Annotated in this window: 14 protein-coding genes and 1 pseudogene; 11 read left to right on the plus strand and 4 right to left on the minus strand. The window is 70.1% G+C overall.

The window, feature by feature from the left end; all coding sequences use genetic code 11:
- Positions 1-48 precede the first annotated feature (48 nt).
- A complete protein-coding gene (locus ACFV9C_RS19695; RefSeq protein ID WP_380195439.1) occupies positions 49-996 on the plus strand; it encodes an NADH-quinone oxidoreductase subunit H in 948 nt (315 codons plus the stop codon).
- Here ACFV9C_RS19695 and ACFV9C_RS19700 read toward each other — a convergent pair.
- From ACFV9C_RS19700 to ACFV9C_RS19715, 4 genes are read right to left on the minus strand one after another with little or no spacing between them, the layout of a single operon-like run.
- Positions 993-2201, minus strand: coding sequence for an ABC transporter permease (locus tag ACFV9C_RS19700; RefSeq protein ID WP_380195440.1), 1209 nt, complete (start codon positions 2199-2201; stop codon positions 993-995). The two genes, ACFV9C_RS19695 and ACFV9C_RS19700, sit on opposite strands and share 4 nt — an antisense overlap.
- Positions 2198-2863 (minus strand): ABC transporter ATP-binding protein, encoded by a 666-nt coding sequence (locus tag ACFV9C_RS19705; protein ID WP_380195442.1) that lies wholly within the window; start codon positions 2861-2863, stop codon positions 2198-2200. Before ACFV9C_RS19705 ends, ACFV9C_RS19700 begins: the two co-directional genes overlap by 4 nt.
- The gene (locus tag ACFV9C_RS19710; RefSeq protein ID WP_380195444.1) at positions 2860-3939 is read right to left on the minus strand and encodes a peptidoglycan-binding protein; all 1080 of its coding nucleotides are present in this window, start codon (positions 3937-3939) and stop codon (positions 2860-2862) included. Before ACFV9C_RS19710 ends, ACFV9C_RS19705 begins: the two co-directional genes overlap by 4 nt.
- Positions 3912-4418 carry a hypothetical protein gene (locus tag ACFV9C_RS19715; RefSeq protein ID WP_380195446.1) on the minus strand — a complete coding sequence of 169 codons (507 nt, stop codon included), beginning with the start codon at positions 4416-4418 and terminating at the stop codon, positions 3912-3914. Before ACFV9C_RS19715 ends, ACFV9C_RS19710 begins: the two co-directional genes overlap by 28 nt.
- Positions 4419-4525: 107 nt before the next feature.
- On the opposite strand from ACFV9C_RS19715, the gene ACFV9C_RS19720 reads away from it, so the two are divergent.
- The 10 genes and pseudogenes from ACFV9C_RS19720 (at position 4526) to ACFV9C_RS19765 (ending at position 14062) form a co-directional block, all read left to right on the plus strand.
- Positions 4526-5182 carry a response regulator transcription factor gene (locus ACFV9C_RS19720; protein WP_380195448.1) on the plus strand — a complete coding sequence of 219 codons (657 nt, stop codon included), beginning with the start codon at positions 4526-4528 and terminating at the stop codon, positions 5180-5182.
- 62 nt (positions 5183-5244) lie between these two features.
- Positions 5245-6387 (plus strand): sensor histidine kinase, encoded by a 1143-nt coding sequence (locus tag ACFV9C_RS19725; protein WP_380195449.1) that lies wholly within the window; start codon positions 5245-5247, stop codon positions 6385-6387.
- A gap of 34 nt (positions 6388-6421) precedes the next feature.
- Entirely contained in the window at positions 6422-6763 is a 342-nt protein-coding gene (locus tag ACFV9C_RS19730; RefSeq protein ID WP_380195451.1) for a YciI family protein, read from the plus strand.
- On the plus strand, positions 6760-7959 hold the full coding sequence (locus ACFV9C_RS19735; RefSeq protein WP_380195453.1) for an RNA polymerase sigma factor: 1200 nt from the start codon (positions 6760-6762) through the stop codon (positions 7957-7959). The genes ACFV9C_RS19730 and ACFV9C_RS19735 overlap by 4 nt, the downstream gene beginning before the upstream one ends.
- A gap of 151 nt (positions 7960-8110) precedes the next feature.
- Positions 8111-8338: pseudogene (locus tag ACFV9C_RS19740) on the plus strand (4Fe-4S binding protein); the annotation flags it as partial.
- 146 nt (positions 8339-8484) lie between these two features.
- Positions 8485-8979, plus strand: a complete 495-nt coding sequence (locus ACFV9C_RS19745; protein WP_380195454.1) for an NADH-quinone oxidoreductase subunit J — start codon at positions 8485-8487, stop codon at positions 8977-8979.
- Position 8980: 1 nt separating this feature from the next.
- A complete protein-coding gene (gene nuoK / locus ACFV9C_RS19750; protein ID WP_380195456.1) occupies positions 8981-9298 on the plus strand; it encodes an NADH-quinone oxidoreductase subunit NuoK in 318 nt (105 codons plus the stop codon).
- Positions 9295-11061 carry an NADH-quinone oxidoreductase subunit L gene (locus ACFV9C_RS19755; RefSeq protein WP_380195458.1) on the plus strand — a complete coding sequence of 589 codons (1767 nt, stop codon included), beginning with the start codon at positions 9295-9297 and terminating at the stop codon, positions 11059-11061. The genes nuoK and ACFV9C_RS19755 overlap by 4 nt, the downstream gene beginning before the upstream one ends.
- A complete protein-coding gene (locus ACFV9C_RS19760; protein WP_380195460.1) occupies positions 11058-12614 on the plus strand; it encodes a NuoM family protein in 1557 nt (518 codons plus the stop codon). The genes ACFV9C_RS19755 and ACFV9C_RS19760 overlap by 4 nt, the downstream gene beginning before the upstream one ends.
- The gene (locus ACFV9C_RS19765; protein ID WP_380195461.1) at positions 12611-14062 is read left to right on the plus strand and encodes an NADH-quinone oxidoreductase subunit N; all 1452 of its coding nucleotides are present in this window, start codon (positions 12611-12613) and stop codon (positions 14060-14062) included. Before ACFV9C_RS19760 ends, ACFV9C_RS19765 begins: the two co-directional genes overlap by 4 nt.
- Position 14063: the final 1 nt, after the last annotated feature.

The raw sequence follows: 14063 nt of genomic DNA on the forward strand, positions 1-14063 counted from the left end.
GACCTGAACGCTGGTTGAGGTCAAGCCGGACGCACTAGGCTGACGTTCATGCTGGAGTTCGTGGTGCGGGTGGTGGGCGTTCTGGTCGCCTTCCTGGTGGCGCCCTTGCTGGTCGGGCAGGCCGAGCACAAGGTGATGGCGCACATGCAGTCACGGCTCGGCCCGATGTACGCCGGGGGGTTCCACGGCTGGGCGCAGCTGGTCGCGGACGGCGTGAAGTTCGTCCAGAAGGAGAGCGTGGTCCCGGCGGCCGCGGACAAGCGGGTCTTCGAGTGGGCGCCGGTGGTCGCGATCCTGCCGTACCTCGCCGCGCTCGCCGCGATCCCGCTGGCGCCGGGGATCGTCGGCGCGGACCTCGACTCCGGCCTGTTCTTCGTACTCGCGGTGATGAGCATCGGCGTACTCGGTTCGCTGATGGCGGGCTGGGGCAGCGGGAACAAGTACAGCCTGCTCGGTGGGCTCCGGGTGGCGGCCCAGCTGATGAGCTACGAGCTGCCGTTCGTACTCTCCGCGGCGAGCGTCGCGGTCGCGGCCGGGTCGTTGAGCCTGACCACGATCGCCCACGCGTGGAACCCGTGGTGGTTGCTGTGGCAGCTGCCCGGCATGGTCGTGTTCTTCATCGCGGGGCTGGCCGAGTTGCAGCGGCCGCCGTTCGACATGCCGGTCGCGGACTCCGAGGTGATCTTCGGGCCGTACACGGAGTACACCGGGCTCCGGTTCGCGATGTTCCTGCTCGCCGAGTACGCCGGGATCGTCGTACTCGCGGGCCTCACCACGGTGCTGTTCCTCGGCGGCTGGAGCGGTCCCGGGCCGGAGTCGATCGGGTGGATCTGGACGATCGTGAAGGTCGCGCTGGTGTCGGTCGTGGTGATCTGGGTGCGGGTGTCGTTCCCGCGGATGCGCGCCGACCAACTCCAGAAGCTGGCGTGGCAGGGCCTGGTCCCGGTGGCGCTGCTGCAGCTCGCGCTCACCGGCATCGGCGTCGTTCTGTTCTAGGGGGTCGCGAGCGCCTCCGTCGGGGCGAGGCGGGAGGCTCGGACGGCGGGGTAGAGGCCGGCCAGTGCGCCGATCACGAGGGTGGCGACAACCCCACCGGCGAGCGCCCAGACCGGGATCACGGTGAGCCAGTTCTGGTACGAGGCGTACGCCGCGGTGACGGCTGCTCCGAGGAGTGCGCCGCCGAGGCCGCCCAGTGCGGACAGCAGGAGCGACTCGGTGAGGAACTGGGTACGGATCTGGGCGCGGGTGGCGCCGAGGGAACGCCGGAGGCCGATCTCGGCGCGGCGTTCGAGGACCGAGATCACCATGATGTTCGCGACACCGACCCCGCCGACCAGCAGCGCGACCGCGCCGAGGCCGAGCAGCAGGCCGGTGAACGCCTGCCCGGCGGCCTCTTTCGCGGCGAGCGCGTCGGACGGGCGGGAGACCTCGACCTCGTTCGGCGCCTCCGGGTTGGCCGTTGCCCCGAGCACCGATCGGACCGCCTGGACCTGGGTGTCGTCGGAGCGGGTGTAGATCGTGGTCGGATGGCCGTCGAAGGACAGCCTCCCGCTGGCGGCGGGCCAGCCGATCAGGGCGGCGCTGTCGAGTTCCGGGGCGAGCGCGGCCGGTTCGAGGATGCCGAGCACGGTGAACCAGGTGGTGCCGATCAGCACCTGGGTGTCCGGGCCGGCCTTGGTGATCCCGAGCCGGTCCGCGGCGGTCGCACCGAGAACGGTCGCCGGAAAGGTACCGGTCGCGGTGTCCAGCCATTTCCCGCTGCGGACCGTGCCGCCGATGGTGTCGAGCAGGTTGGGGCGGGCGGCGTACGGGATGATCCCGTTCGTCTCGACGTCCGGGATCTTGTTGGTCCGGTACACAGACGCGTCGTCCACCTTGCCGATCGCCGACTCGGCCCGCACCGGGGCGATCCGCGCGACCATCCCCTCCGCGGCCAACGGCAACTGCGCCTGGCCGCCGGTCAGGCGTGTTCCCGGGGTCACGGTCAGCAGATTCGTCCCCAACGCGTCCAGCTGCCCGTCGAGCTGCGCCCGCGACGACGACGAGATCCCCACCACGGCAACCATCGCCGCAATCCCGATCGCAATCCCCAACGCCGACAGCAACGCCCGCGTCGGCCGAGTCCGCAACCCAACGGCCCCCACCCGCACCACATCCCACAATCCAAGGCTGGCAGGCTTCAACTCCCTCTGGTTGCTCATGGGTGGACTTCCTCGACTAGGTGGCCGTCTCGCATGTGGACTTGGTGCGGGAGGGTGGCGGCTATGTCGCGGTCGTGGGTGATGACGACGACAGTGGTGCCGGTGGTGTTGAGGTCGCGGAGGAGTTGCATGACGCCGGCGCCGGAGGCGGAGTCGAGGGCCCCGGTGGGTTCGTCGGCGAGGAGTACGGCGGGTTCGCCGACGACGGCTCGGGCGACCGCGACGCGTTGACGCTCGCCGCCGGACAACTCGTGCGGCTCGTGGCGCAGGCGATGGCCGAGACCGACCCGTTCCAGCGCGGCCGCCGCACGCTGACGACGCGCCGACAGCCGCAGCCCGGAGTACAGCAACCCGTCCGCCACGTTGTCGACCGCCCGTACGCCGGCCGCGAGGTGGAACTGCTGGAACACGAACCCGATCCGGCTCGCCCGCAACGCCGACAGCCCCGCGTCGGACAACCGCGCCACGTCGTACCGGTCGATCCGGACCGTCCCGGACGTCGGCCGGTCGAGGGTCCCGAGCACGTTCAGCATCGTCGACTTCCCGGAGCCGGACGGGCCGACGATCGCGACCAGTTCGCCGGGTTCGATCCGCAGGCTCACTCCGCCGAGCGCCCGCACCCCGCCCGCGTACACCTTCGTCACGTCCCGCAACTCGATCATTTCGGGATCCCTACCGTCGTCCCGGCGGTGATCCCGGTCCCGCTGATCTCGACCTGCCCGCTTGCGAACAGCCCGGTCTTCACCGGCACGTACCGCGACGTCGTACCGTCCGTGACCTCCACCCCGAACCCGCCCTCCCGGAGCGCGACCAGCGCCGCGACCGGGACGGTCAGCACGTTCTTCCGCTCCGATGCGGTGAACGTGACGTCGGTGGCCGCGGAGGTCCAGGCCGCCACCGCCTTCTGATTGGCGATCCCAACGATCACCTGGACCTTCGTCTCCGGGTCCTTGTCCGGACTCTCCGCCGGAATCACCACCGTGGAGACCTTCTGGATCTTTCCGACGACGTCTTCCCCGCTCGGCAACGCGACCGACACCGCCGCACCCATCACCGCGAGCCGTTGATCCGCGGCGTCCAGCTGCACGGTGACCGCCCGCGTCGTCCCGGTGAAGTTGAGCACCGGCTGGTTCGGCCCGAGTGGTGAACCTTCCTGCGCCGGCACGCTGTCCACCCGGATGTGCCCGGGCGCGAACAGCACACTGCCCAGCTCGACCACGCCCGTCTCGTCCAGCCCGAGGTCGTCCTGCCACGCCTTCACCGCGGTCGCCGTAGCGGCCGTGTACGTGTCGTCGACGGTGAACCCGGTGTAGCCCATCGCCCGCAGGTTCTGCTCGAGCTGCAGGACGTCGGTCCCCTCGGTCCCGACCGCGAGCCGCCTGTACGCCGGTAGCGCGCCGTACAGCAACGTCGTCGGCTTGTTGTCGATGCTGTAGACGGTGTTCCCGCGCCGCAGCTCCTGCCCGCTGTCCGGTACGGCGGTGACGGTGCCGGCGACCCGGTCCACCGCCGCGGACGTGCTGCCGAAGCCGAGTGTGCCGTTCTGCGTCTCGGTGTCCTTCAGGGTCTGCTGCGTGACCTTGGTGGTGTTGACCGGGAGCGGCTGCGCTGCCTGGCTCGCGGCCTGGCCGGCGTCGCCCCGGTTCACCAAGAAGAAGCTTGCGGCGCCGCCGGCAGCGAGCACCACGACCGCGGTGATCGCCTTCCGCATCAGCGCGCCGCCAGGATGCTCTGGCACGCGTCCTGTGCCTTCGTGAAGTCCGGGTCGTCCGCGACGCCCGGGCCGATCATGATCCCGCGCTGGTCCGGCTTCGGGTCCGGGAACTTCTCGACGCCGTTCTTCCGCATGCACTCCGCGTATTTCCGGCCGTTCTCCTGCTGCTGCGGATTGGCACTCCCGGAAGCCTGCGGGTCGTACTCCCGGCATGCCTCCATCGCCTTCTGGACCTGGTCCTGGGTGACGCCGGAGTTCTTGTCGAACTTCAGCATCGGACCCTTGCCGGGTTCCGGGTCCGGCACGTTCAGGCCGTGTTCCCGCAGGCACTGGGTGAACTTGACCGCCATCTCGTCCTGGCTGAGGCTGGCCGGGGCGCTGCTCGCCGCGGTGGACTGGGGTTCCCCGCCGGACGCGACCTGGGCGTCGGGCTTGTCGGCTCCGCAGCCGGTCAGGATCAGGCCGGCCAGCAGAACAGACGCGGCCAGAATGGTGTTGCGCATCGTTGCTCCTAATCAGTTTTTGGAAACCCTGCGCGGTCCGTCGTTTCCGGACCGTTTCCGCGGACGGAAACACCGGGGAAACAGCGCCGTCGGGCACCATGGGGTGCGTGCGGGTACTGGTGGTCGAGGACGAACCGTTGCTGGCGGCAGCGATCGCGGAGTGGTTGCGCGACGACTCGCACGCCGTCGACGTGGCCGCAGACGGCGGCGCCGCCCTCGAGCGGCTGTCCGTGAACGGGTACGACGTACTCGTCCTGGACCGCGACATCCCGGTCGTTCACGGCGACGAGGTGTGCTGGCAACTGGTGGCGTCCGGGTCGGCGACGCGGGTGCTGATGCTGACCGCGGCGGCCGCGGTGACGGACCGGGTGGAGGGCCTCGGGCTCGGCGCGGACGACTACCTGACGAAGCCGTTCGCGTTCGCGGAGCTGGCGGCCCGGGTACTGGCGCTCGGCCGCCGCAGCCGCCCGGCCGATCCGCCCGTACTGCGCCGTGCCGGGGTCGCGCTCGATCCGGCGCGGCACGAGGTGTTCCGCGACGGCCGGTACGTGCCGTTGTCGAAGAAGGAGTTCGCCGTACTCGCGGAGCTGCTGCGGGCCGACGGCGCGACAGTGTCGGCCGAACAACTGCTGGAGAAGGCATGGGACGAGCACGTGGACCCGTTCACGGGGGCGGTACGACTGACGATCCTGAAGCTGCGCCGGAAGCTGGGCGAGCCGGGACTGGTCGAGACCGTCACCGGCGTCGGCTACAGAATCCCCTGAGGCGGCTCTCGCTGCGTGGCCGCCTGACCCTGCTGTACGGCGGCCTGTTCCTGGTCGCTGGCGTGCTGCTGCTCGGCGTCACCTATGCACTGTTCAGCGCGAACCTGGGCCAGAAGTACCAGGTGATCGTGAAGGGGACGTACCTGAATCCTTCGGGTACCGCGACCAAGCCGCCGCCACCTGATCAGGCGTACGTGCTGAACAAGGACGGTGCGCTGCTGACCGGCTCCGACGCCGAACGCGTGATGAACGAGCAGCGTGAGCAGGTGCGGCAGGCGGCGATCAAGTCGATGTTGACGCAGGGGAGCATCGCGCTCGTGGCTGTCGGTGCGCTGGCCGCTGGGTTCGGCTGGCTGGTTGCCGGGCGGGTGCTGGCGCCGCTGCATCGGGTGACGGACACGGCTCGGCGGATTGCGGCTTCGCTGGCCGCGTTGCACGAGCGGATCGGGCTGAACGGACCCGACGACGAGGTGAAGAACCTGGCAGACGCGTTCGACACGATGGTCGAGCGGCTGGACCATTCGTTCGACGGCCAGCGCCGGTTCGTCGCGAACGCGTCCCACGAGCTGCGTACGCCGTTGACGCTCGGCCGGGCGCTCGTCGAGGTCGCGATGCACCGGCGTACGGCGTCCGCGGACGTGAAGGAGCTGGGCGAGAGTCTGCTGACGATCAACGCCCGGCACGAGCAGCTGATCGAGGGGCTGCTGATCCTCGCGGACTCCGAGAAGCAGCTGACCGCGGTCTACCCGGTGAACCTGAGCGATGTCGTCACGCACGTCGCGGGCCAGCTGTCGAGCGAGGCCGCCGCGGCCGGCGTCGAGGTGATCCGCGGCCCCGGCGACGCCCCGACCAAGGGTGACGCGCTGCTGCTGGAACGGCTCGTCCACAACCTCGTCGAGAACGGCATCCGCCACAACGCCGGAGCGGGCGAGCGGTGGGTGAGGGTGGTGAGCAAGTGCGTCGGCGACGAGGTGCGGGTCGTCGTCACGAACACCGGGCCCGAGATCCCGCCGTACGAGGTGGGGAGTTTGTTCGAGCCGTTCTACCGCCTCGGCGCCGAACGGCTCGTCGGCGGGAAGGGGGCCGGGCTCGGGTTGTCGATCGTGCGGTCGGTGGCGGAGGCGCACGGTGGCACGGTGGACGCCGTACCGCGCGCCGGAGGTGGTCTGGAAATTACTGTGGTGCTGCCTGTCGATCCAGGGTGAGGCCGTTCGTGTAGGTGACGAGAAGGAGGACTCCATGACCCAGTACGTACTCAGCATCTACCAGCCCGACGGCCCGCCGCCCGCTCCCGAGATCCTCGACCCGATCATGCGCGACCTCGAAGTCCTGAACGCGGACCTCAGGAAAGCCGGAGTCTGGGTGTTCGACGCCGGCATGCACCCGCCCGAGACCGCGACCGTGCTGCGGGTGAAGGGTGACGAGGTCCTGGTCACCGACGGCCCGTTCACCGAGGGCAAGGAACACCTCGGCGGCTTCATCGTGATCCGCGTCGAGGATCTCGACGCCGCGCTGCACTGGGGACGCCGCCTCGCCACGGTGCTCGGTCTTCCGGTAGAGGTCCGGCCGTCGCAGTCGTGACTCCCGACCTCGCGGCGATCTTCCGGGCCGAGCACGGGCGCGCGGTCGCCGTACTGACGCGCGTGTTCGGCGACCTGGAGATCGCCGAGGACGCCGTCCAGGACGCGTTCGCGGCGGCGCTGGAGAAGTGGCCGGAGACCGGCGTACCGCCGAGTCCGGCCGGCTGGATCATCACGACCGCGCGGAACCGTGCGATCGATCGCCTGCGCCGGGAGTCGGCGCGGGCCGACAAACACGCCCAGGCGGCGCTGCTGCACGCCGAGGCCGAGCCGGTGGAGGAGGGTGCCGTGCACGACGACCGCCTGCGGCTGATCTTCACCTGCTGCCACCCTGCCCTCGCGCTGAACGTCCGGGTCGCCCTCACGCTCCGGATGCTCGGCGGACTCAGTACGACGGAGATCGCCCGCGCGTTCCTGGTCCCGGAAGCGACGATGGCGCAGCGCCTGGTCCGCGCGAAGGCGAAGATCAAGGTCGCGGGCATCCCGTACCGGGTGCCGTACGAGGCGGACCTGCCAGACCGCGTCCGCGGCGTACTGGCGGTCGTGTACCTGATCTTCAACGAGGGGTACGCCGCGTCGTCCGGCGAGACCCTGGTCCGCGACGAGCTCGCGGTCGAGGCGATCCGGCTCGGCCGGCTGATCGTCGACCTGATGCCGGACGAACCCGAGGCGGTCGGGCTGCTCGCGCTGATGCTCCTCCAGCACTCCCGTCGCCCGGCGCGGGTCGCGCCCGACGGCTCGCTGATCCGCCTCCGCGACCAGGACCGGACCCGGTGGGACCGCGCCCTCATCACCGAAGGGCACGACCTGGTACGGCGCTGCCTCCGCCGCAACCACCCCGGTCCGTACCAGCTGCAGGCGGCGATCAACGCCGTACATGCCGACGCCGCCACCGCCGAGGCGACCGACTGGCCGCAGATCCTCCAGCTCTACGACCACCTCCTGACGCTGGACCCGACCCCGGTCGTCGCCCTCAACCGGGCCGTCGTGGTGGCCGAGGTGGAAGGCCCCGCCGCCGCGCTCGCGCTCGTCGACGACCTCTCCCTCGACACCTACTACCTCTTTCACGCGATCCGCGCCGGCCTGCTGACCCGGCTGGGCCGCACGGCGGAGGCGCAGGCGGCATATGAGACCGCACTCACGCACAACACCAACCAAGCCGAACGGGCGTTCCTGCTACGGAGCATGGGACGCTAGTGTCCTGTTAACCGACGGGAGGTGGAGTGTGGGGCTGCCTGGCAAGGGGCTGGTCGAAGGTTTGAAGGTCACTGCGCGGACGCTGGCCCGGCGGTCCGTCACCGAGCAGTATCCGGACGTCCAGCCGGAGCTGCCGCCACGCAGCCGGGGCGTGATCGCGCTGCTGGAGGAGAACTGCACCTCCTGCATGCTGTGCGCCCGCGAGTGCCCGAGCTGGTGCATCTACATCGACTCGCACACCGAGACCGCGCCGTCGGTCGGTGAGCAGGCCCGGGAGCGCAGCCGGAACGTGCTGGACCGGTTCGCGATCGACTTCAGCCTCTGCATGTACTGCGGGATCTGCATCGAGGCCTGCCCGTTCGACGCGCTGTTCTGGTCGCCGGAGTTCGAGTACGCCGAGACCGACATCCGCAACCTGACCCACGAGAAGGAGCGCCTCCGGGACTGGATGTGGACCGTCCCGGCGCCGCAGCCGATCGACCCGGGCCCGGCCGCCGAGGACCCCAGGGACGCAGAGGACGCCGAGTGACAACGGTCCTGTTCTCCGTCGCCGGTGTGGTGGCGGTCGCCGCCGCAGTCCTGGTCGTCACCTCCCGCCGGATCGTGCACGCCGCTCTCTGGCTGGTGGTCGCGCTCGGCGCCGTGGCCGGCTGCTTCGGCGCCCTGCACGCGGAGTTCGTGGCGCTGGTCCAGATCCTCGTGTACGTCGGCGCGATCGTCGTCCTCGTGCTGTTCGCGCTGATGCTCACCAAGGCCCCGACGAACCCGCTGCCCGAGCTGACCACCGGCCGCAGCCCGTTCGCGGCCGTGGTCGCCGGTGTCCTCGCGGTGCTCCTCGGCACCGGCGTCGTCCTTGCCTTCGGCAACGAGAAGGTCAAGCCGGTGGCCGACGGCTCCGCGACCGCGGTCGGGACCCAGGTGTTCAAGCACTGGGTCCTCCCGTTCGAAGTACTGTCCGTCCTGCTGCTCGCCGCGCTGATCGGCGCGATCGCCCTCTCCCAGCGGAAGAAGGAGGACTGACATGCCGTTGGTCCTCCCGCTGCTGCTGGCAGTGGTGCTGTTCTGCGTCGGCGTGTACGGCGTGCTCGCCCGGCGGAACGTGATCACGCTGCTGATGTCGTTCGAACTGATGCTGAACGCCGTGAACCTGAACCTGGTCGCCTTCGACGCCTGGCGGGTGACCGAGGCGACCGGGCAGACGCTCGCGGTCTTCGTGATCACGCTGGCGGCGGCCGAGATCGGGCTCGGCCTGGCGATCGTGCTGCTGCTGTTCCGCGGGCACGGTCATGTCGACGCCGACCGGGCCCGGGACCTGCTCGAGCCCGAGGAGGCTTCGTGATCGGCACCGCGTGGCGGGTCGTCGGCGTCGGCTTCTCGCTCCTCGTCGTCCTGGCCTCGGCCCTGCTGTACGGCGTGACGCCGCAGCACACCACGGCCGGCGGCGCGATGATCGGTGAGGACTTCTGGTTCTCGTACGAGTTCCGCACCGACGGGTTGACCGTGCTGATGCTCGCCGTGGTCGGTGTGGTGTCGGCGTGCGTGCAGGTCTATTCGATCGGGTACGTCCGCGAGCGTGTCGCGTCGTACACGGCGCTCGTCACGCTGTTCACCGCGGCGATGGTGACCGTGGTGGTGTCGGACAACCTGTTCCTGCTGCTGATCGGGTGGGAGGTGATGGGCGCCTGCTCGTACCTGCTGATCGGCCACTACTGGGAGCGGCGGGACGCCCGCGCCGGTGCGATGAAGGCCTTCCTGATGACCAGGTTCGCCGATGTCGGCTTCCTGTTCGGGGTCTTCGTGCTCGGCGTCGGGTACCACACGTTCCGGATCTCCGAGCTCGGCCACAGCCCGATCGAGCCGCACACGCTGACGATCGGCACGTTGCTGCTGCTCGTCGGCGTGGTCGGCAAGTCGGCGCAGGTCCCGTTGCAGACCTGGCTCCCGGACGCGATGCCCGGCCCGAGCCCGGTCAGCGCGCTGATCCACGCGGCCACGATGGTTGCCGCGGGCGTCTTCCTGATCGCGCGGCTGTTCGACCTGTTCGTCGAGGCCGAGACCACATTGACGGTGCTGGCCGTGGTCGCCTGCGTGACGATGCTGTTCGCGGCGTCCTGCGCGATGGCTGCGGTCGAGGTGAAGCGGGTGCTCGCCTGGTCGACGGTCAGCCAGCTGGCGATCATGTTCTCCGGGCTCGCGCTCGGCTCCCGCGACGGGCGGCACGCGGCGCTCTTCCACCTGTTGACGCACGCGGCCTTCAAGGGTTTGTTGTTCCTCTGCGCGGGCGTCCTGCTGCATCAGGTCGGCAGCGCGGCGTTCGTCGTACTGCGGAAGTACTCGCGGCGCGGTGCGCTGCGGAAGCGGCTGCCGGTGACGTTCGTGACGATGACGATCGGCCTCGCGGCGCTGGCCGGCGTACCGGGGCTGGCCGGGTTCTTCTCCAAGGACTCCGTGGTCGAAGCGGCCTGGGAGACCGCCCGGGACGGTTCGGTCGTGGGCTGGATCGTGCTGGTGTCGGTGTGCGTGACCGCGATGATGACCGCGTTCTACTGCGTCCGCCTGTGGTTGTGGGTGTTCTTCCGTACGCCGGCCGTCGTCGGTGCGATCGGTGCGTTCGAGGACGACGACGCGATGGCGGACCTGGACGAGCCGGACGTGCGCAAACTCCGCGAGGGGTCCTGGCTGATGCTGGCGCCGATGGTCCTGCTGACGCTCGGCGCGATCGGGCTCGGGTACGCCGACGGTGCCCACGTGAACTGGCCGATCGCGGGCATCACGACCGTGCTCGCGGTGCTCGGCGCGCTGCCGGCGTACTCGCTGTGGCGGCGCGGGGCAGACCCGCGGCCGGTGCTGCTGGAACGTGAGTACGGCGTGGATCCGGCGTACCAGCGGCTGGTCGTCGTGCCGGTGCGGTGGCTGGCGCGGTTGACGGTCGGCGGGGACCAGGACGTGATCGGGGCGTACGTGCGGGCGACCGGGCGGGCGGGTGTGCTGGCGTCGGCCGGGGTCCGGAAGTTGCAGACGGGGAACGTGCAGACGTACCTGACGGCCGCGGTGGTCGGGGTGGTCGCGCTGGCGATCCTGGCGGGGGTGATCGGGTCGTGAGCCAGTGGTTGCTGATCGCGCTGGTGGCCGTTCCCGCGGTGACCGGTGGGGTGCTGTGGGCGCTGCCGGTGCTGATCGGTGAACGGGTGGCGGCGACCGTCGGGTCGGCGGTGTCGGGTCTGGTTCTGGCCGGTTCGGTGTTCCTGTGGTGGGACATGCGTCGTCCGCACTGCCCGTGCACCGTGAGCTCGACCTTCGTGGGCTTTGAATCCCCGCCGCGGAACTTGCCAGGCAAGTTGTTGCCGTACGCCCAGACCGACGTGTCCTGGATCCCGCAGCTCGACGTGCGGTTCCACCTCGCGGTCGACGGCATCTCGATGCCGCTCATCACGCTCACCGCGCTGCTGGTGTTGCTCTGCAGCCTGTACTCGCTGAAGATCACGCCGAAGATCGGCCGGATGCGCTCGCTGATCGCGCTGCTGCTGCTCATCGAGACCGGGGTGATCGGCACCTTCGCGGCCGCCGACCTGGTGCTGTTCTTCGTGTTCTTCGAGATCGTCCTGATCCCAATGTGGCTCGTGATCGACATCTGGGGCGACCACCACGACCGGGCCGGGCGGCGCCGGGCGGCGAACACGTTCATCCTGATGACCGTGCTCGGCTCCGCGTTGATGCTGCTTGGCTTCCTGCTGATCCATCGGCAGACCGGGACGTTCGACGTGGCGTTCCTCGGCGAGCACCCGTTGCGTGGCGGGCACGGGATCCCGCTCGCCGCGGCGGTCCTGATCGCGGTCGGGCTCGCGGTGAAGATGCCGCTCTGGCCGCTGCACATCTGGCTGCCGGACGCGCACGCGAAGGCGCCGACGGTCGGCTCGGTGCTGCTGGCCGGCGTCCTGCTGAAGCTCGGCAGCTACGGCATGATCCGGATCCTGCTGCCGATCCTGCCCGACGCGACCGCCACGATCGCGCCGTACCTGGCCGGCTTCTCCGTGGTCGCGATCGTCGCCGGGTCGCTGGCCTGCCTGGCGCAGACCGACGTGAAGCGGCTGATCGCGTACTCCAGCGTCGGGCACATGGGCTTCATCGGGCTCGGCATCGCGACGCTGTCACCGGAGGGGCTGAATGGCGCGCTGTACGCGAACATCGCGCACGGCGTCATCACCGGGCTGCTGTTCTTCCTGGCCGGGGCGATCAAGGACCGGCACGACACCAGCGACCTGCGGGCGATCGGCCGCGCGTTGTACGCCCGGCTGCCGCGGATCGGCGGGCTGCTCACGTACGCGTGCCTGGCGTCCCTCGGGCTGCCGGGGCTGGCCGGGTTCTGGGGCGAGATGCTGGTCCTGCTCGGCGCGTACCACCCGGCCGATGGGTTGCCGCGGGCAACGTTCCTGGTGCTGATGGTGATCGCCGGGCTGGGCGCCGTCCTCACCGCGGCGTACTTCCTCCGGCTGATCCGGAACCTCTGCCAGGGCGACCCGGCCGAGTACCCGGCCGCGCCGTTCGCCGTCGACCTCAGCCGGATCGAGTTCGCCACCTTCGCGCCACTCGCCGTACTCACGGTGGCGCTAGGCCTGTGGCCGTTCACCCTGCTCAACGAGTGGATGGTCCTATGACGCTCACGTGGACCGATTGGCAGGCCGTCGCCGTACCGTTGGTGCTGGCGATCGGTGCGATCGCCGTACTGCTCGTCGACAGCTTCTGGAAGAGCGCGCCGGCGGAGCTGCGGCACCTCGTCGTCACGGTGCTGACCAGCGTGGTGATCCTGTTCGGGCTCGTGTTCGTGTGGGCGCAGCACGGCGACTTCAAGCCCGCGTTCTGCCGGCCGGCGGTCGAGGGGCCGGCCGAGTGCAGCCTGGTGTTCGAGCCGTTGACGGCCGGGTTGTGGGCGGTGCTGCTGATCGGCGGGCTCAGCGTGGCCGGGTTGTCGACGTACCGGCTGCTCGCCAAGGACGTACCGATCGGGGAGTACCACTTCCTGCTGCTCAGCGCGCTGACCGGCGCGACCGTGCTCGCGGGTGCGCGGGACCTCGCGACGTTGGTGATCGCGCTCGAGGTGGTGTCGCTGCCGACGTTCGCGATGGTCGGGCTGCGCCGCGACCGGCGGGGGTCCGAGGGCGCGCTGAAGGCGTTCCTGGTCTCGGTGCTGTCGACGGCGGTGATGCTGTTCGGCGTCTCCTACCTGTACGGCGTGACCGGTTCGCTGTACCTGACGACGATCGCGAACCGGCTGAGCGGGCTCGACCCGGACCTCGCCCGGGTCGCCTTCGCGGCCGGGCTGTTCGTGATCGTCGGGTTCGCGTTCAAGATCGCGGCCGTGCCGTTCCACGCGTGGTTGCCGGACACGTACGTCGGGGCGCCGGTCGAGGTCACGACCTTCCTCGCCGTGGTGTCGAAGTCGGCCGGGGTCGCCGGGCTGCTGGTGATCGTGACGTCCGGGATCGCACCGGCCGGTTCGGAGCTGCGGACCGTGGTCGCGATCCTGGCCGCCGTGACGATGACGGTCGGAAACCTCGCCGCCCTGCGCCAGGTCGAGGCCGTCCGGCTGCTCGCCTGGTCGTCGATCGGACAGGTCGGGTTCCTGCTCGCACCGCTCGCTGCCGGTGACGCGCGGGCCGTTGTCGGATACCTGGCGGCGTACGTCGTGGTGACGCTCGGCGCCTTCGGAGCGGTGGCCGTGGTGCAGCGGCATCGAGCGGGCGGGCTGCTCACGGACTACCGCGGGATGGTGCGGTCCGAGCCGGGGCTGGCGGCGGCGCTGGTCTTCTTCCTGGTGGTGCTCGCCGGGCTGCCGCCGGGCCTCGCCGGGCTGTTCACGAAGTTCGCCGCGTTCCAGGCGGTGATCGACGCCCACCTCGGCTGGCTGGCGATCGTGATGGCGATCAACGTGATGATCGGCCTGGCCGTGTACCTGCGCTGGATCGCGGAACTCTTCCGGCTACCCGCCGACGACCCGTTCTCGGTCGACATCGAAACCCCGGCTGTCGCCATGCTCACCTCCTGCGCCGCCCTCACCGCGGTCCTGTCGGTGCTGCCCAGCATCATGTTCGCGCTGGTCACCTGAC

This window comes from Kribbella sp. NPDC059898, from assembly GCF_042730855.1.
Classification (GTDB): Bacteria; Actinomycetota; Actinomycetes; order Propionibacteriales; family Kribbellaceae; genus Kribbella.